The 16,458-nt window shown below is 62.9% G+C and carries 15 protein-coding genes; 9 read left to right on the top strand and 6 right to left on the bottom strand.

Going from position 1 to position 16,458, the window contains the following annotated elements:
- Positions 1 to 25 precede the first annotated feature (25 nt).
- The 3 genes from PMN64_RS12420 to PMN64_RS12410 all read left to right on the top strand — a co-directional run bounded on the left by PMN64_RS12420 (position 26) and on the right by PMN64_RS12410 (position 1,681).
- Positions 26 to 238 (top strand): GNAT family N-acetyltransferase, encoded by a 213-nt coding sequence (locus tag PMN64_RS12420; RefSeq protein WP_304497302.1) that lies wholly within the window; start codon positions 26 to 28, stop codon positions 236 to 238.
- A gap of 184 nt (positions 239 to 422) precedes the next feature.
- The gene (locus PMN64_RS12415) at positions 423 to 998 is read left to right on the top strand and encodes a cytochrome P460 family protein (RefSeq protein ID WP_028341933.1); all 576 of its coding nucleotides are present in this window, start codon (positions 423 to 425) and stop codon (positions 996 to 998) included.
- 137 nt (positions 999 to 1,135) lie between these two features.
- Positions 1,136 to 1,681, top strand: coding sequence for a DUF1993 family protein (locus PMN64_RS12410; protein WP_051447952.1), 546 nt, complete (start codon positions 1,136 to 1,138; stop codon positions 1,679 to 1,681).
- 188 nt (positions 1,682 to 1,869) lie between these two features.
- On the opposite strand, the gene PMN64_RS12405 is transcribed toward PMN64_RS12410, so the two are convergent.
- Positions 1,870 to 3,333 carry an MFS transporter gene (locus PMN64_RS12405; RefSeq protein ID WP_411780893.1) on the bottom strand — a complete coding sequence of 488 codons (1,464 nt, stop codon included), beginning with the start codon at positions 3,331 to 3,333 and terminating at the stop codon, positions 1,870 to 1,872.
- A gap of 425 nt (positions 3,334 to 3,758) precedes the next feature.
- Between PMN64_RS12405 and PMN64_RS12400 the strand changes: the two genes are divergently transcribed.
- From PMN64_RS12400 to PMN64_RS12390, 3 genes are all read left to right on the top strand, one after another.
- Positions 3,759 to 4,298: a peroxiredoxin-like family protein gene (locus PMN64_RS12400; RefSeq protein ID WP_028341934.1), complete on the top strand. Its 540-nt coding sequence runs from the start codon at positions 3,759 to 3,761 to the stop codon at positions 4,296 to 4,298.
- Complete coding sequence (locus tag PMN64_RS12395) at positions 4,295 to 5,731, top strand: MFS transporter (protein WP_051447953.1); 1,437 nt, start codon at positions 4,295 to 4,297, stop codon at positions 5,729 to 5,731. Before PMN64_RS12400 ends, PMN64_RS12395 begins: the two co-directional genes overlap by 4 nt.
- 83 nt (positions 5,732 to 5,814) lie before the next feature.
- On the top strand, positions 5,815 to 6,273 hold the full coding sequence (locus tag PMN64_RS12390) for a DUF3788 domain-containing protein (RefSeq protein ID WP_411780930.1): 459 nt from the start codon (positions 5,815 to 5,817) through the stop codon (positions 6,271 to 6,273).
- 86 nt (positions 6,274 to 6,359) lie between these two features.
- Here the strand turns inward: PMN64_RS12390 and PMN64_RS12385 are convergent, their stop codons facing one another.
- From PMN64_RS12385 to PMN64_RS12365, 5 genes are all read right to left on the bottom strand, one after another.
- Positions 6,360 to 7,004 (bottom strand): FMN-dependent NADH-azoreductase, encoded by a 645-nt coding sequence (locus PMN64_RS12385; protein WP_035631963.1) that lies wholly within the window; start codon positions 7,002 to 7,004, stop codon positions 6,360 to 6,362.
- A 108-nt stretch (positions 7,005 to 7,112) separates the two neighbouring features.
- Positions 7,113 to 7,658: a carboxymuconolactone decarboxylase family protein gene (locus PMN64_RS12380; RefSeq protein WP_028341936.1), complete on the bottom strand. Its 546-nt coding sequence runs from the start codon at positions 7,656 to 7,658 to the stop codon at positions 7,113 to 7,115.
- A gap of 34 nt (positions 7,659 to 7,692) precedes the next feature.
- Positions 7,693 to 8,328 (bottom strand): nitroreductase family protein, encoded by a 636-nt coding sequence (locus PMN64_RS12375; RefSeq protein WP_028341937.1) that lies wholly within the window; start codon positions 8,326 to 8,328, stop codon positions 7,693 to 7,695.
- 177 nt (positions 8,329 to 8,505) lie between these two features.
- A complete protein-coding gene (locus PMN64_RS12370; protein ID WP_411780892.1) occupies positions 8,506 to 9,423 on the bottom strand; it encodes an NADP-dependent oxidoreductase in 918 nt (305 codons plus the stop codon).
- A gap of 397 nt (positions 9,424 to 9,820) precedes the next feature.
- Positions 9,821 to 10,330 carry an OsmC family protein gene (locus PMN64_RS12365; RefSeq protein WP_304497300.1) on the bottom strand — a complete coding sequence of 170 codons (510 nt, stop codon included), beginning with the start codon at positions 10,328 to 10,330 and terminating at the stop codon, positions 9,821 to 9,823.
- Between the two features lie 453 nt (positions 10,331 to 10,783).
- Between PMN64_RS12365 and PMN64_RS12360 the strand changes: the two genes are divergently transcribed.
- From PMN64_RS12360 to PMN64_RS12350, 3 genes are all read left to right on the top strand, one after another.
- Positions 10,784 to 11,917: an efflux RND transporter periplasmic adaptor subunit gene (locus PMN64_RS12360; RefSeq protein WP_304497299.1), complete on the top strand. Its 1,134-nt coding sequence runs from the start codon at positions 10,784 to 10,786 to the stop codon at positions 11,915 to 11,917.
- Positions 11,914 to 15,087: an efflux RND transporter permease subunit gene (locus PMN64_RS12355; RefSeq protein ID WP_411780891.1), complete on the top strand. Its 3,174-nt coding sequence runs from the start codon at positions 11,914 to 11,916 to the stop codon at positions 15,085 to 15,087. Before PMN64_RS12360 ends, PMN64_RS12355 begins: the two co-directional genes overlap by 4 nt.
- A 194-nt stretch (positions 15,088 to 15,281) precedes the next feature.
- A partial coding sequence (locus tag PMN64_RS12350) for a protein kinase domain-containing protein (protein WP_411780890.1) occupies positions 15,282 to 16,458 on the top strand: 1,177 nt, incomplete at its 3' end.

The following is a 16,458-nucleotide window of genomic DNA, read 5'->3' as shown; positions in this document are numbered from 1 at the left end:
ATAATCCGGCGATGAGTCGGTTGAAATGCCGCTTGGCGACGGAGCGCTCGCGGTCGCCTACTACAAGATCGAAGACGGTCGCGTCGTTCTCCTCCACACGGAAGTGCCACAGGATCTGTCCGGTCGGGGGTACGGATCGCGGCTGGCGGATGGCGTTTTCGAAGCGTTGCGGCGCGACAGGAAAAAGGTAATCGCGAAATGCCCGTTCATTTCCTCCTATGCCGCGCGGCGCCTTTGAACGATACCTCACGCCTATCGAAAGCATGTCCAAAGGGAATTTCTAATTTCATAGGCTCCGTCCGATCTTTGGGTCCGCCAGGTCGGCCGAGCTGCACGCGGTCGGCTCCGCAGCGAATGAAACAGTGATTGAAGACGCTGCGCCGAGTCTCCGTACCGCGCGCGAGCAGAAAAGGAGAGCTCCCATGAAATTATCAAGGACAGTCGGTCTGGCCGTCGCCGTCTCGCTGGTGGCCGGCGCCGTGGCGGCGCTCGCGCAGATCAACGGAGCGGCCTCGGCCGGCCCGACTGCGAACGTCGTGGACGCCACCGGGCATCTGCGCGTGCCGGCGGACTACCGAACGCTCTACCAGGCGCTCGGCAGCTGGGCAATTGCCGCCGACAGCGGCCAGGGCTCGAAGGAAATGCATGTCGTCTGGGCATCCCCGGGAACGATCGATGCGTATCGGAAGACGGGGCAGTTCCCGGACGGCGCCGTTCTGGTGAAAGAGGTCTTCGCGACGGCGACGGACGAGATGACAACCGGCAGGGTGAGCCATGCCGACAAGCTCCAGGGCTGGTTCGTCATGGTGAAAGACAGCAAGGGAACGCACCCCGGCAACCCGTTGTGGGGCGACGGGTGGGGATGGTCGTGGTTCGACGCCGACAAGCCGCTCAAGACCACCTCCACAGACTACCATTCGGATTGCCAGGGCTGCCACGTGCCGGCTCAGACAACCGATTGGATCTACGTGAACGGATATCCGGTCCTGCGTCGCTAGGCGACCGAATGCGTGGGCCCTTCTCGAATCCCGCAAGTTGATGCCGCAAGCTGAAAAAATTGAAGTGCTCATGGTGAGGATTCGTTTCGGCTGTCAGCCTTTCGGACCCGATCGACGTCCAGAGTACAAGCGAGCGCATGGAGTTCGACGTGTCGTTCTCGGTCTATGACATCACCGTCCCCGTCATGGTGCACGGACTGAACGTGATGGCCGACTATCTCGACCATGCCCAAGCGCTCGAGCGGGCCCGCGGGATCGAGCCCGGCGGTATCCTTGGCGAGCGGCTCGCGTCCGACATGCTGACTTTCGGAGAACAGTTTTCGGTAAGCTGCAACAAGGTCGACGCCCACTTGGCGAAACTGATGCAGCGCGACGCGCCGGCACCGCGCGACATCCCCATGATGTACCCGGCATTGAGGGAGCGTCTCCTCGAGACGCGCCGCTTCCTGCAGAACGTGCAGCCGGACGAGGTTGCCGGCGCGCAGGCCCACACATACGGGCTAACGCCGCCCATCGCGCGCGGCTGGTTCGGCGGCGACGACTATATCCGGCATCTGGTGCTGCCTGACTTCTTCTTCCACATCTCGATTGCGCACGCGATCCTTCGGCGCCTCGGAGCGAAGATCGGAAAGCGCGACTACCTTGGCAACCTCAGTCAGCAGAGCGGAGGTGACTACTCGTGAGAGGCGGGCGCAGTGCGCGGCGCGCCCCCCCTAAAGTTTGTGCCGGAGATTTCATCCTGATAGACGGCGTCGAGCGATTACAATACGGCGATGATGACAGCTGGACCCAAGGAGCGTAGTGGCGCTTCAAGTGGGATGAATGCTGCGGCTCGCTACGTGGGATGGACACACTTGGTTCGGCCCTGGTCTCACTGATCTTCGGCCTGGGCGGAGATCATGGCGCGGTCTCTTGTCTGGTCGCCGGAGCGGCTTTCGCTTCCATGGGAGCCGCTACCAGCAGCGCTCGCCGGTTCAGATAGCGCGACGCCCGCTTTCGCAGCGCGCGGCGCCAGAGTCATCAAAGCTGTAAAGGCACCGGCGATCGAGGTCGCGGCGGCTACGGCGAGGCCGACTTCGTAACCGGACGCAAAGGGCGCGACGCCGGCGGCGAAGGCTACCCCGGCAAGCTGAGCAATCCGGCTAGCCGCATTGTTGATCCCGGAAGCGAGCCCTTCGTCGGCCTGATTCACGCTCGACAAGACCGACGCAGTGAGCGGTGCCACGAGCACAGCGAAGGACAGGCCCAGCAGGGTCACGGGTCCGATCACGCCGAGCATCAGGGATTCTGCCCGGCCGAGCGCCATCCAGACATAGGCGAGTGCCGCACCTGCCGGTCCCGCGATGAGCATGGCCCGCGCGCCAATCTTGTCCGCCAACCTGCCGAAGACGTTCGACATGAGCCCCACGCCGAGCGTGAAGGGCAGGAATGCCAGGCCGGCGTCGGTCGATGACAGCGCGCGACGATCGACGAGATCAAACGGCAACACAAAAAACATGATCGAAACCGCCGCATAGATCATCAGGGTCGCGACGTTCAGCCCGAGGAAGGCGCGGTTTTCCAGCAGGCGAGGTGGCGTCATCGGGTGTTCGCTTCTGCGCTCCCAGAACGCGTAGACGGCGAGCCCGACAATGCCGAGCCAGGCGACGATCATGAGTACCGTGACCGGCTGGGCTGGAGTGCTCGTGGCATCCAGCGCTTCGGCGGAGCCGATCTGGCTCAGTGCCCAGGTGAGGGCCCCGATCGCCGCAGCGAGGATCGCGGCACCGATCAGGTCGAATCGGCGCTGGATCCGGGCGTCTTTGGGTGCGAAGACCAGCAGAACTCCCACGGCGGCGAGCGCGAGCGGCGGGTTGATCCAGAACACGGACGGCCAGCCGAAGGTCTCGGTCAGCCAGCCGCCCAGGACAGGACCTCCGGCCGTTGTGAGGGCCGATGCCGCAGCCCATAGGCCGATCGCCCGGTTTCGCTCGGCGCGCGGATAGGTGGCCCCGATCAGGGCGAGGCTGGCGGGGGTGACGATCGCCGCGGCTGCTCCCTGTGCGATGCGGGCAGCGATCAGCCAGGTCGGCGAAGGCGCCAGCGCGCAAGCCGCAGACGTCACACCGAACAGGACGCAACCGAGCCCCAGCATTCGCGCCTTGCCGTAAACATCCGCGAGCGCACCGCCGATCAATGTCAGCGACGCGAGCGCCAGCATGTACCCGTTGAGAACCCATTGAACGGAGGCAAGGTCCGCTCCGAAATCAGCGCGCAATATCGGTAACGCAACGGGTAGCGCGGTCCCATCGATGAACGCCATCGACGACGCGAGCACGCAGGCCGTGAGCACCATGCCTCGGTGGCGGGGCGGCGCCTCCCGCCCGAGCTCTCGCGGGCAGGGTTCTGCATCGATAACGCGGTGGCTGTGCCGTCCTTCAAGGGGCTGCGTCTCGTGGTGACAAGCTCGCCGTCTCTGGCTTGCAGGCGTGGTCATTTGCAGTCTCGTTCCGGGGTGTGGGTGTGTCTGACAGCGATCTCACACCGTGGCTGTCGAACCTGCCGCGAGGGAGGTCACCTCTCGCCATGGAATCAATCGACGATCGTTATTGCCGCTTGCCGCGCGGCGTGATGCCGTCGCGGGCCGCGCGCTTGCTTTGATTTACGCAGGTAGAGAGGAACGTCACAGCAGTATTCCTCACCGCTATGGAAACCATGCATGCCGATTATTGGAAGGTTTCGTATCGCGCTGCGATCTATGGGTGGACTGTGGAGAAGAGAATGCTGCTGCCTCGTCGACCGGTTCCAGAACTGCGCGTGCCGACCCTTGCTCATGGCGACTTTGACCTTGCGACCGACACGCCGGAGCGGTTTACGTTGATATGCTTTTATCGTGGGCTCCATTGTCCGGTCTGTCTCAAATATCTGCGCGACCTGGAATCGCTGATCTCCGAATATGAGCGCCGCGGCACAAAGGTCATTGCCGTTAGCTCTGACGTTGCCGAGCGTTCGCAGGAAATGGCGCGCAAGGTCGGCACCAACTTGCGATTTGGACATTCGTTGCCGCTGACGGTTGCGCGGCAATGGGGGCTGTATATTTCTGCGTCGCAGGGAAAGTCGTCGATCAACGTCGAGGAGCCGCCGCTATTTTCGGAGCCGGGCGTGTTCCTGGTCCGTCCGGACGGTACCTTGTACTACGGCGCGGTTCAAACGATGCCATTTGCACGTCCGTTGTTCTCGGAATTGCTTCAGGCGATCGATTTCGCGATCTCCAAGGCTTATCCGGCGCGTGGCGAGTATGACGGCCCTGTCTCATCGTGAGCAGCGCGTCACTGATCCTCCCCGACCTCGGCCTTGCGCTCTCCGAGCCCAAGGCGGTTGACGCGTGGGGCAGCACCAAGGTGCTCGCCGCGTCGAGCCTGGGCTGTTGCCTGGTGTTCGTCAGCAGCGCCGTCGTCACGATTGCGCTCGCTGCGATTGGCCAAGAGATGCGCCTGTCGCCGCTCGACCTGCAGTGGGTGATGAACGCCGAGCTTCTGCCGCTCGTTGCCGTGACCTTGGTTGCCGGCGCCCTGGGTGACCGGTTCGGACAGAAGCGGATTTTCCTCGGGGGCATCGCTCTCTACGGCTTCGGCGCAACCGCAATTGCCTTCGCGCCGGGTTTCGCGTCGCTCATCGTCGGTCGATTGTTGCAAGGCCTGGGCGAGGCCGTGATCCTGCCCAATGGTCTTTCCGTGCTTGGGCGGGCCTTTCCCGCCGACCAGAAAGCTCGCGCGGTCGGAATCTGGTCCGCCGCAGCGGCTGTTGCCGCCGGCGTCGCACCCGCGATCGCCGGCGCGATCCTCGATCACGGGTCCTGGCGGACGACCTTTCTGATGCTCCTGCCGGTCGTCGCCGGCGCGCTGGCTGTCGGCATCGCGTGGATACCCAACGACGCACCGGCCAGGCACGTTCGGGTCGACGTTGGTGGCGCGGTCCTGTCGACAGTCGGGTTCGGCGGGTTGAGCGCGGCGCTGATCAACCTGACCAACGGTTCGGGTCCGAGCCCATGGGTGCTCGTCATGCTGATTGTCGGTCTGGGCAGTTTAGCCGGCTTCATCGTGAACCAACGGCGATTAGGCGACAATGCCATGCTGCCCGCTTCGCTCTTTGTTTCACGGTCGATCGTCGGCGCGAACCTGTTCACTGCGCTCCTCTACGGGCCGTTCACGGTCATGCTAACCCTGATCCCGTTTGTGATGATCCGGGGCGCGCACTTGCCGGCGCTGGTGGCGGGCCTGGCCTTCGTTCCCCTGCAGGTGCTGATTATGGTCGTCTCGCCGCTCGCCGGTGTGCTCTGCCGCCGGTTCGGCCGGCGCGTGCCATTGTTCGCCGGCGGCGCCGTCGCCGCCCTGGGATGCATCATGGCGCTCCGTATCGGTCCGAACGCGACCTATTGGGCGGACATCTTCCCGAGCATCCTGTTGCTGGCGCTTGGCATGAGCCTGGCGATTGCGCCGTTGACAACCCTCGTCCTCACCACCGTCGAGCCCGATCGCGCCGGAACCGCGTCTGGAGTCAACAGTGCGGTCTCGCGCGCCGGGTCGCTCTTCGCCATTGCCCTGCTTGGTGGCGTCCTGCAGCAGGGCGGCCCTCAGCTATTCTCGGGATTTCAGATCGCGATGGCTGTTGCCGCGGTCACCTGCGTTCTCACCACGCTCGCGGTGTTCATCATCGAGCCAGGGCCCCATGTCGATTTCATTCCGCGGGACTGACTCCGCTATCGAATGGCCAGTCGTGCGGCCGACCAAGTCTTCCGAAGCTCACGATATGGAGTTGCGATGTGAAGGAAAATAATATGGGACTATCTCCCGAGGTCGGCGACAGGATCACCGGCAAGTCAGCACCGCCCGATGACGGCACTGTCCACGACTGGATCGGGCCGAAGGCGTTCGGGCATTGGGCCGAGCTGCGTAACTGGATCGAGGCAAACTACCCCGCTGTCTTCGCGCCGGAATGGCTCTATCGTGGCAAGAAGCGCGGTTGGTCCCTGCGCTACAAAAAATCCAGGGCATTCTGCACTTTCCTGCCGGAATACAGGTTGTTTTCGGTCGAGGTGGTCCTGGGGGGAGCAGAGCGAGAGAAGTTTGAGGCGCGGCGTTACGGGTGGCGCCCGCAATTGGTCAAACTTTACGATGAAGCTCGAACTTACCCCGACGGAAAATGGTTGAAAGTTGGTATCTCTTCCGCGGTCGACCGGCGTGACGTGACGGAGCTTTTAAGTCTGAAGCGTCCTCCTCCGCGGTCACCCGGTTGAGATGTCTGCGCCGCGCCGATGCCGTAGTGATCTTCCAGGAGATCGGCGCGAGCCTCGAACACCTTACCGAGCGGTGGAGCGATGCTTCACTCACCTTCGACAGTCGCGGGGCATGGGACTTTCCCCATGACCGTCAGGTCGAGCGCCAAAAGCGCTTTTGCCCTCGCTGACGTGGCGTTATCTCCCTCAAGAAACGCAGTGGCTTGCACAGGGAGGAATTGCAAGGTTTTCAGACCAATGGAGCCCAGCACGGCCGCAAGATACGGAGTGAGAAAATCGGGCTGGTTGGCCCGGTCACCGGTGAACACGCCACCAGATGCGATACCGATGAACACCGGGCGATCATGGAGCTTTCCCACCTTCCCAACCGGCGTCGATCTGAAGGTGCGGCCGGCGCGCAAAATCTGGTCGACCCATGCCTTCAGGACCGAGGGAATGGTTAGGTTATGCATCGGCGTTCCAATGACCACCGCATCCGCCGCCTCGACTTCCTGAATGAGCGTTTCAGAAAGATCCAGCGAACCCTTCAGCGGAGCAGCCAACGTTGCTGCCGTCGAAAGCGTCGTGGCGTAGTCAGGCGTGGCATGCGGCAATGGGGCGGCGCCAAGATCTCGCCGACAGATGGTCGCCCGGGGCTCGATCTCGAGTAGCTTCTCGACAATCGCCGCCGAGAGCTGCCGGCTGTGTGATTCCGCCCGCGGGCTGCAATCAATATGAAGGATACTCTTCATGCTTTACTCTTTTCGCCCAGCCCCGTCACTTCGAGTCCCGGCCGCATCGCGCATCACATAAAAAGCTCCGATAGCCTTCAGCGATGATCGATGCGACCAGGCTGGAGTTCAGAGCGACCCAGCGGGCGCTACGGCTGGAAAGTCCTTCTCGGGATCGAAGACGTTGTTGAAGAAGTTCGTCATGGAATACATTGCCACCAGCGCGACGATCTCCATGACGTTCGCATCCGTGTAGCCGGCATCGCGCACGCCTTTCAGATCCGCGTCACTGATCTTGCCGCGGGTCTCGATGACCTTGCGCGCAAATTGGATGGCGGCGTCCCGCTTCGGGTCGCTGGCATGGCCCATCCGGGCCAGAATAATTTCATTGGCCGGCAGCTTGGCCATGTGATCGGCCGTAAAGCTGTGAACCGTCAGGCAGTAGTCGCAGCCATTCACCTCGGAAACCGCGAGGCCGATGCTGTCACGCGTCTTCACGTCGAGCGCCTTGCTCAGGGAGCCGAGCAGGGTGGCCCAAGAGTTGAATGCGATCGGGCTTGCCGCGAAGGTCGCCATCATGTTTGGAGTGAATCCGATGTTCCTGGTGAACATATCGAGGGTCGATTTTGAATCGGCCGGCACCTGTTCCGGCTTGAGAGCAGCAGTTCTTGGCATCATAGTCCCCGCGGGTTGCTGGTTGCGCTAACGATCAAACGAGATTCAACACTTCGGTCACCGGACGGCGCGGCTTCTGCGCCCAGTTGCCCGGACGCAGGGCTCCCACGGACAGCAACATGACCGGTACCTCGTCCTTGGCGAGCCCGAACTCGCGATGCACGGCTTCCGCATCGAAACCGATCATCGGCGTCGAACCCAGGCCGAGCGAGCCGGCCGCATAGATCATCGCGGCCGCGCCGAAGGTGGCGCTGCGAACGGCTTCGTCGCGCTGACGCTGCGGGTACGCCATATACAGACCGCGCGCGGGGATTTCCCATTCCGGAACCATCTTTGCCGGCATGACGCCGGATTCCACCAGCGGTGCAAGGCGTTCTGGCACGACGCTGGAGTCGGCCAACTGACCGCAGACGATGAAGGTAACTGATGCTTCAGTGATTGCAGGCTGATCCCAGGCGATCGGCCGCAATCGAGTCTTGGCTTCACGCGAGCGAACGGCAATGAAGCGCCAATTCTGCAAGTGGAAGGATGTTGGCGCGGTGGTGCCAATTCGCACGAGCTCGCTGATTTGGTCATCGCTCAGGGTGGCTGCAGTGTCGTAGTACTTGGCAGAGCTGCGGCCCAGGATGCATTCGATAACCGCGTTGGTCGTGGTGATCCCGTTTGTCATGGTGAATCCTATACGTGAAAGGACAGGTTGAAATGCTTTCGCTCTCTTCGCCGGAAATGCCGCAGGGGGTGCATCCCGGTCGACGTCTCTTGCCGAGGGGCAGGGTAGATCGCCGGCTGCCTCCGGCACGTCTGATAGGACGCGGCCGGCCGGAAGCGTGCATCGAGTAGATGTTGCTCACGGACGAGCGCGAATGATCGTCTTGCCGCTGATCCGCTTCGTCGGATTGAAGGCGGCGACAGCGTCGTCGAGAGCCGCGATGCTGCCGATGTTGGTCCGCAGTCGCCCGTCCCGCACTCGCTGGACAATCTCTCCCAGTTGGGCACGATCGGACTCAACAACGAAGTCGACGGCTAGGCCGTCAACGGGTCGTACTTCGCTCGGTCCGACGATGGACACCAGCGTTCCACCGGTTCGAATCAGACATGCGGAGCGCCTCCCGATGTCGCCGCCGATAACATCGAACACCAGATCGATTCCATTGACGTCTTCAAGGGTGTCGTTCTCGAGATCCAGGAACTCCTGCGCGCCGAAGTCTAGGGCGTTCTGACGATCGGCGGCACGCCCGGTGCCGATGACGTAGGCGCCAGACAATCTTGCGAGTTGACTCACCATCGATCCGACTGCACCGGCTGCGCCGTGCACGAGGACGGTCTGCCCAGCCTGAAGGCGGCCGTGCACAAATAGTCCCTGCCATGCGGTGAGGCCTGAAATTGGCAGACTCGCGCCCGCCGTGAATTCGATGTCCCCCGGCAGAGGCGCGAGGTTACGTGCCTCCATAGCCACGTACTCCGCCAGGGAGCCGTCGCGATACCAATCGGAAAGCCCGAACACTCGCTGCCCCACCGACAGCCCCGTCGTGCCGTAGCCGAGAGCGGTGACCACACCGGCCAGCTCGTGCCCCGGAATCGACGGTGTTCGGCTGTGGTCGAGGCGATCGGTCCACGTCGAGGGCCACGTTAGCTCGGTCGGGACGAATCCCGATGCATGAACCTGAACGATAACGTCGTTGATGGCGGCCTGCGGCTCGGACCGCTCCACGAGCCTCATTCCACCGGTCCCCGCTGCCTGGTCCGTTACGACGATTGCTTTCATCATCCACTCCTCTGCGTGTGGTATGCCGCCATCTTCTGAATTCAGTTGTAGAGGAGCAAGAAATACGACCGCGAAAGTCGATGGTCCAATGACGTGTGGCTATGGAATCGATGCCATCGACACGCCGCGCCAGAATGAAAGGCACCACGGCGCAGCAGTGAACAGAGCGAATGCCCGCGGGGTTGATTTCTGGTCACTGAGGACGCGAGAACCGTAACGCGCGCAGGAACGCAGGCTCTGTCGGCTTACGCGTTCATTAAGGGTTTTGGTTGCGCGCGGAGTAAGAAGACTCTGCCGCCGTCTCGCCGCTGAGACGGCCGACCGCTAGTAGTTGTGGAGTCGAAACGAGCAATGCCGCCGGTGCTCCTGGCGCGGTGGTCGCGGGCAGGCGAAGCGCTCAATCCGCTTCGATATAGGGGATGTGGAGCTCAGCCAGATCATCTTCATAGCTGGCCTGGGTGCTTGTGTCGTGGCTGGACGTTGCGGCGTCCGGGCGTGTGTGAATATCCGCGCTAATGCCGAGAAGTTCGCCAATAGGGCAGAGGTTCGCGGCCTCCAGCAAGAAGGCGCGTTGTTGGGCGTCGAGTTCGCCCTCCAGCACGAGCGTGCGTTCGAACGAATCTCGTTCGCCCTTTGCACCATGGTGGAAGCTGACACCGACTTCTACCCGCACCAACGGCAGTTTTCGACGTCGGGCGTGAAAGCGAACAGTCATGGCGGTGCAGGCAGCGAGAGAGGTGCTGAGAAGGTCGTAAGGATTGGGACCGGGAGAAACGTGGCCGATTCCATCCGGGCCGCCGATGGGAAACTGAGATCCATCTACCTGACCGACCAGCGTGCCATGATTGGCGGGGTCGCTCGCGACGAAAACCTCGCGGCGCTTGGATGCTTTGTCCTGGGGCGTCATAGCGTCCTTCCACTGTGTTTAGCGCTCATGCGAAGCGGCGTCACGAACCGTCGCAAGCGCCTGAGCGGCACGCCTGGCAATTAAGATCGGTGACCATTCAGGTAAAGCTATCGTATCGATAATCGGTAGGAATGCGCCGTGAAGTCGACATCGAGCAACAACGTTGGCTTCGAGTGCCATTCGGCTTTCGTCATCCTCGCTACGGCGGCACGGCGCGCGGCAATAACGATCGTTTATCGACTCCATGGCGAGAGATGATTTCCCTGGCCGACGTTGCAGCGTCAATCTCCAGGCATCGTCGTGCCGAACTCGCGGTTTCGCGATCGGCTCGCCAAAGTGCTTGGAGAGAGGGAAGTGAATACGATTGACATAACGGAGCACCGGGCTCCGGCGACCCGGCTCAATCGCAGTTCGTTTCGTCGCCTTCTGCGATGTGGCGCTGCGGTGATCGTTATGCTGGTTGTGTTGGCGATCGTTGGCTGCGACAAGGCGCAGTCGCAAGGGGCCGCGCCGCCGCCCGTCACGGTCGCGCAGCCGGTTAAGCGCACCGTTACCGATTGGGACGAGTTCACCGGCCGCTTCGAGGCGATCGAGGAGGTCCAGGTCCGCGCCCGCGTCGGCGGCTTTGTCAACAGCGTCGAGTTCAAGGACGGCGCAATCGTCAAGGCCGGCGATCTGCTCTACGTCATCGACCCGCGTCCGTTCGAGGCGGTCGCGTTGCAGGCCCAAGGTCAACTCGACGACGCACGGGCAAAGGTAGACCTTGCCAAGCGTGAACTCGAGCGTGGGCTGACCCTGGTCCAGACCAGCGCGGTCTCCGAACAGGTTGTCGACCAGCGCCGTCAGGCGTTGCAGGCGGCTCATGCTGCCGAGACGCAGGCGGAGGGCACGTTGAAGGCCGCGCAGCTCAACGTCGAATTCAGCCATGTGCTGGCGCCGATCACCGGCCGCGTCAGCCGGCATCTGGTCACCCCGGGCAATCTCGTACAGGGCAGCGAGGGCGGCGCGACGCTGTTGACCTCCATCGTGTCGCTCGATCCGATCTACATCTATTTCGACGTCGACGAGGCGACCTATCAGCGTAACAGCAAGCTGTGGTTCGAGGGCCGGCGGCCGAGCTCGCGCGATACCGCGAACCCGGTGCAGGTGACGCTGACCGGCGAGACCAAGCCCTCGCATGAAGGCAAGATGGACTTCCTCGACAACCGGCTCGACGTCTCCACCGCAACGCTGCGCAGCCGCGCGATCATTCCGAACAAGGATCTCTCGATCCTGCCCGGTCAGTTCGGCCGCGTCCGCCTGATCGGCTCCTCGCCCTATGAGGCGCTGCTGATCCCGGATACCGCTGTCGCCACCGACCAGTCGCGCAAGATCGTGTTCGTGGTCAAGGACGACAATACGGTGGAAGCCCGCGCGGTCACGCTCGGGCCGCTGGATGAAGGCCTGCGCGTGATCCGCGAAGGCCTCAAGCCGGAGGATCACGTGATCGTGGACGGGCTGCAACGCGCCCGCGTCGGCGCCAAGGTGACGCCCAAAATGACGCCGGTTCCGGCGGATGCCAAGCCGGCGGCAGGTGCGAAGCCATGAATCTCGGAAAGCTCTCCGTCAACCAGCCCATCCTCGCGATGGTGCTGTCAATCGTCCTCCTGATCGTCGGCGCGATTGCCTATCAAACGCTGCCGGTCTCGGAATATCCGCAGGCGGTGCCGCCGACCGTCACGGTTACGACGCAGTATCCGGGCGCCTCGGCGCAGACCGTGTCCGATACCGTCGCCGCGCCGATCGAGCAGGAGATCAACGGCGTCGAGGACATGCTGTATCTCTACAGCCAGGCAACTTCGAATGGCCAGCTCACCATCACCGTCACCTTCAAGCTTGGCACCGATCTCGACAAGGCGCAGGTGCTGGTGCAGAACCGCGTCGCGATCGCGCAACCGCGCTTGCCTGAAGAAGTGCAGCGCAACGGCGTCGTCACCCGAAAGAACTCGCCCGACATCCTGATGGCCGTGTTCGTGTTGTCACCCGACGACAGTTTCGACCAGCTCTACATCTCGAACTACACGTTGCTCCAGGTCCGCGATCAGCTCTTGCGGCTCGACGGCGTCGGCGACATTCAGATGTTCGGTGCGCGCGACTATTCGATGCGGCTATGGTTCGATCCTGACAGGATTGCGAATCTCGGCCTGACTTCGACCGAGGTGCTGGCTGCGATCCGGGCGCAGAACCTGCAGATCGCCGGCGGCCAGATCGCCGAGCCGCCGATCGCCGATCGCGCGTTCCAGCCCAATCTCGTATTCACCGGCCGCCTCAAGGACATCAGGCAGTTCGAGGACATCGTGGTGAAGGCCGGCTCCGACGGCCGCATTGTGCGGCTGCGCGACGTTGCCCGCGTCGAGCTCGGCGCCCTGTCTTACGCCACCAGCAGCCGCATATTGCGCAAGTCGGCCGTCGCAATGGTGGTGACGCAACGGCCCGGATCCAACGCGCTCGATACAGCGAAAGCGATCTCGAACACGATGGCGAAGCTGAAGGAGAGTTTTCCGAAGGGGCTCGACTACAATATCGGCTACAACCCGACCGAATTCATCGCCCAATCGGTCCATGAGTTGATCAAGACGGTCTATGAGGCGATGGCGCTGGTCGTCATCGTGGTGCTGGTGTTCCTGCAGGGATGGCGGCCTGCGATCATCCCGATCATTGCGATCCCGGTGTCGTTGGTCGGCACCTTTGCGGTGATGTCCGTGCTCGGATTCTCGATCAACAATCTGACGCTGTTCGGCCTCGTGCTCGCGGTCGGCATCGTGGTTGACGACGCCATCGTGGTGGTCGAGAATGTTGAGCGCCATCTCGAGCACGGCATGTCCAGGCGCGATGCTGCGCTCAAGACCATGGGGGAGGTTGGCGGCGCGCTGGTCTCGATCGCGCTGGTGCTGTGTGCGGTGTTCGTGCCCACCGCCTTCCTCGGCGGTATCTCCGGACAGTTCTTCCAGCAATTCGCGGTGACGATTGCGGTTGCGACCGCAATTTCCTGCTTCTGCTCGCTGACGCTGTCGCCGGCGCTGGCCTCGCAGATCCTCGTGCAGCACGGGGAAAAGCAGCCGCCGGCGCGCTGGAACATCATCGCGCGCGGCTGGGACAGCTTCACCGCGCTGTTCAACCGCGTATTCGACCGCCTGGCGCAAGGCTATGCTGGTGTCGCCGACTTCGTGATCCGGCACACGGTGGTGATGCTTGCGATCTACCTGGTGTTGATCGGCAGCGCCGGCTGGCTGCTCGCGACCACCTCGCAGGGCTTCATCCCGGCGCAAGATCGCGGTTACCTCATCATCTCGGCGCAGCTGCCGGGCGCGGCGTCGCTGGCGCGGACCACGGCGGTGGTGCGCGAGATCGAGCGGATTGCGCTGGACACGCCAGGTATCGTGCGCGTTGGCGCATTTAGCGGGTTCTCCGGCGCGACGCGCACGCAGGCCGGCAATGCCGCGGCCTTGTTCCCGGTGTTCGACGAGCCGGAAGTACGGCAGAAGAAGGGATTGTCGGCCGACGCGATCACAGCCGACCTTCGCAAGCGGCTGTCGGTAATCCAGGGCGCCTTCATCATCGTTATTCCGCCGCCCGCGGTGCCGGGCATCGGCACCGGCGGCGGCTTCACCATCCGCATTCAGGATCGGCAGGGACGCGGGCCGGAACTGCTGGCCGCCGCGACCGACGAACTGGTACAGGCCGCGCGCAAGTCGCCGAACCTGACCTCGGTGTTCTCGCCGTTCTCGGCTAACACGCCGCAGCTGTTCGTCGACATCGATCGCGTCAAGGCGCAGAAGCTCGGCGTTCCGATCGCCAACATCAACGACACGATCCAGACCTATTTCGGCTCCACCTACGTCAACGACTTCAACCTGTTCGGCCGCACCTATCATGTCACCGCGCAGGCCGACCTGCCGTTCCGGAAGGACAGCCCCGATCTTGCCCGGTTGCGTACCCGCAATGCCGCCGGCGACATGGTGATGCTCGGTAGCATCGTCGACTTCAAGGACGTCTCGGGACCCGACCGTGTCGCGCGTTACAATCTCTATTCGGCGTCCGAGTTGCAGGGCGAGCCGGCGCCGGGGGTGAGCTCGACGACGGCGCTCAACACCATCGAGCAACTCGCCGACCAGACCTTGCCGTCGGGCTTCTCCTTCGAATGGACCGATCTGTCCTATCAGCAGGTGACGGGCGGCAATGCCGGCCTCTACGTGTTCCCGATCTGCGTGCTGTTCGTCTATCTGGTGCTGGCCGCTCAATACGGTAGCTGGACGCTGCCGTTCGCGGTGATCCTGATCGTGCCGATGTGCCTGTTCGCGGCCACCATCGGCGTGCGCATCATGGGCCAGGACGTCAACATCCTGACCCAGATCGGCTTCGTGGTGCTGGTGGGGCTTGCGGCCAAGAACGCGATCCTGATCGTCGAATTCGCGCGCGACATCGAGCTCGAGGGCCGGCCGCGGCTGGACGCGGTGATCGAGGCCTGCCGGCTCCGCCTGCGGCCGATCCTGATGACCTCGTTCGCCTTCATCCTCGGCGTGCTGCCGTTGGTGGTGTCGACCGGCTCGGGTTCCGAGATGCGTCAGGCGGTCGGCGTCGCCGTGTTCTTCGGGATGCTCGGTGTCACGCTGTTCGGCCTGATCTTCACGCCGATCTTCTACATGGTGGTGCGCAACCTTGCGGAAGGAAAGAACGAGGGCAAGAAGGATCAGACGACCGCGGCTGCAGCCGAGTGAACCGCCCCGGGTTCCCCTGCGTCAGCGGGCATGCGGTTATTGGTCCGCGTGTGCCACCCTGCCAGCCGCAAGACCGAGGGGCGACTGGCTTTTCCGGACCGATGGAGTACGCTTTCTCGAGTGGCCGCGTGCGTGCTGCGCGGAGAGCTTGATTAGCCGACTTCAAGCTGAAGCCCGACGCCGGGATCTGACAGATGGTGCAGCAGTTGCTGAACGTCGCGTACTCGCATGGTAGCTCTCAGGTGTTGTGGGCGGACGGCGAGCGCGTGTTCAGCCGAGGCTGGCGACTGGATGACAATGGCAACCGGCTCGCCGTTCTGCTCGTTGCTCCTGCCGCCGACCAACCGTCGCGCTCAAGGCTCGATCGCCTCACGCACGAATACGAGCTGAAGGATGAGCTCGATAGCGCATGGGCGGCACGGCCGCTCGGTCTCATACGTGACGCCGGTCGGACCGTGTTGGTGATCGATGATCCGGGCGGCGTGCCGCTCGACCATCTGCTCGGTGCGCCCATGGATGTAGGGCGCTTTTTGCGGCTGGCTGTCGCTATCACTTCGGCTCTGGGAAAGCTTCATCAGCGCGGGCTTATTCACAAAGACATCAAGCCAGCCAATATCATGGTGGACTGCGCAGATGGAGAGGTGCGGCTCACCGGGTTTGGTATCGCATCGCGCCTGTCCCGCGAGCGGCAGGCTCCCGAACCGCCCGAGACCATCGCCGGTACGCTTGCCTACATGGCGCCTGAACAAACCGGGCGGATGAACCGCTCGGTCGATACCCGCAGCGATCTCTACGCCCTCGGCGTCACGCTGTATCAGATGCTCACGGGTGTCCTGCCCTTCACAGCGGCCGCCCCGATGGAGTGGGTGCACTGCCATATTGCAAGATCACCAGCGCCTCCCAGCGAGTGGTCAACGAATCTCCCGGGCATCGTCTCCGCGATCATTATGACGCTGCTCGCCAAGACGGCTGAGGAGCGTTACCAGACAGCTGCCGGCGCCGAGAGCGATCTACGGCGTTGCCTAGCTGAATGGGAAGGCCGACGCGACATCAACGAATTCCCGCTCGGGGAGCACGACACTCCGGACCGGCTGCTGATTCCCGAGAAACTGTATGGTCGGACTGCCGAGATCGATACCCTGCTTGCTTCCTTCCATCGTATCGCCGCCGGCGGCAGGCCGGAGTTGATGTTGGTTTCCGGATACTCTGGCGTCGGCAAATCCACAGTCGTCAACGAGCTTCAGAAGCGGCTCGTTTCGCTTCGTGGCCTTTTTGCATCGGGCAAGTTTGACCAGTACAAGCGCGACATTCCTTATGCCACACTTGCACAGGCCTTCCAGAGCCTGATCCGCCCGCTGCTGAGCAAGACCG

This window comes from Bradyrhizobium sp. UFLA01-814 (genome assembly GCF_046718885.1).
GTDB classification, from domain to species: domain Bacteria; phylum Pseudomonadota; class Alphaproteobacteria; order Rhizobiales; family Xanthobacteraceae; genus Bradyrhizobium; species Bradyrhizobium elkanii.
Note: the sequence above shows the minus strand (reverse complement) of the source record. Positions and strands in the feature narration are given on the sequence as shown.

Coding starts and splice junctions, on each gene's coding strand:
- PMN64_RS12380 (WP_028341936.1), bottom strand. CDS start 7,658: ATGCCAAGAACTGCTGCTCTCAAGCCGGAACAGGTGCCGGCCGATTCA.
- PMN64_RS12370 (WP_411780892.1), bottom strand. CDS start 9,423: ATGAAAGCAATCGTCGTAACGGACCAGGCAGCGGGGACCGGTGGAATG.
- PMN64_RS12365 (WP_304497300.1), bottom strand. CDS start 10,330: ATGACGCCCCAGGACAAAGCATCCAAGCGCCGCGAGGTTTTCGTCGCG.
- PMN64_RS12405 (WP_411780893.1), bottom strand. CDS start 3,333: ATGGTGCTCACGGCCTGCGTGCTCGCGTCGTCGATGGCGTTCATCGAT.
- PMN64_RS12420 (WP_304497302.1), top strand. CDS start 26: ATGCCGCTTGGCGACGGAGCGCTCGCGGTCGCCTACTACAAGATCGAA.
- PMN64_RS12375 (WP_028341937.1), bottom strand. CDS start 8,328: ATGACAAACGGGATCACCACGACCAACGCGGTTATCGAATGCATCCTG.
- PMN64_RS12410 (WP_051447952.1), top strand. CDS start 1,136: ATGGAGTTCGACGTGTCGTTCTCGGTCTATGACATCACCGTCCCCGTC.
- PMN64_RS12385 (WP_035631963.1), bottom strand. CDS start 7,004: ATGAAGAGTATCCTTCATATTGATTGCAGCCCGCGGGCGGAATCACAC.
- PMN64_RS12360 (WP_304497299.1), top strand. CDS start 10,784: ATGCTGGTTGTGTTGGCGATCGTTGGCTGCGACAAGGCGCAGTCGCAA.
- PMN64_RS12390 (WP_411780930.1), top strand. CDS start 5,815: ATGGGACTATCTCCCGAGGTCGGCGACAGGATCACCGGCAAGTCAGCA.
- PMN64_RS12415 (WP_028341933.1), top strand. CDS start 423: ATGAAATTATCAAGGACAGTCGGTCTGGCCGTCGCCGTCTCGCTGGTG.
- PMN64_RS12400 (WP_028341934.1), top strand. CDS start 3,759: ATGCTGCTGCCTCGTCGACCGGTTCCAGAACTGCGCGTGCCGACCCTT.
- PMN64_RS12355 (WP_411780891.1), top strand. CDS start 11,914: ATGAATCTCGGAAAGCTCTCCGTCAACCAGCCCATCCTCGCGATGGTG.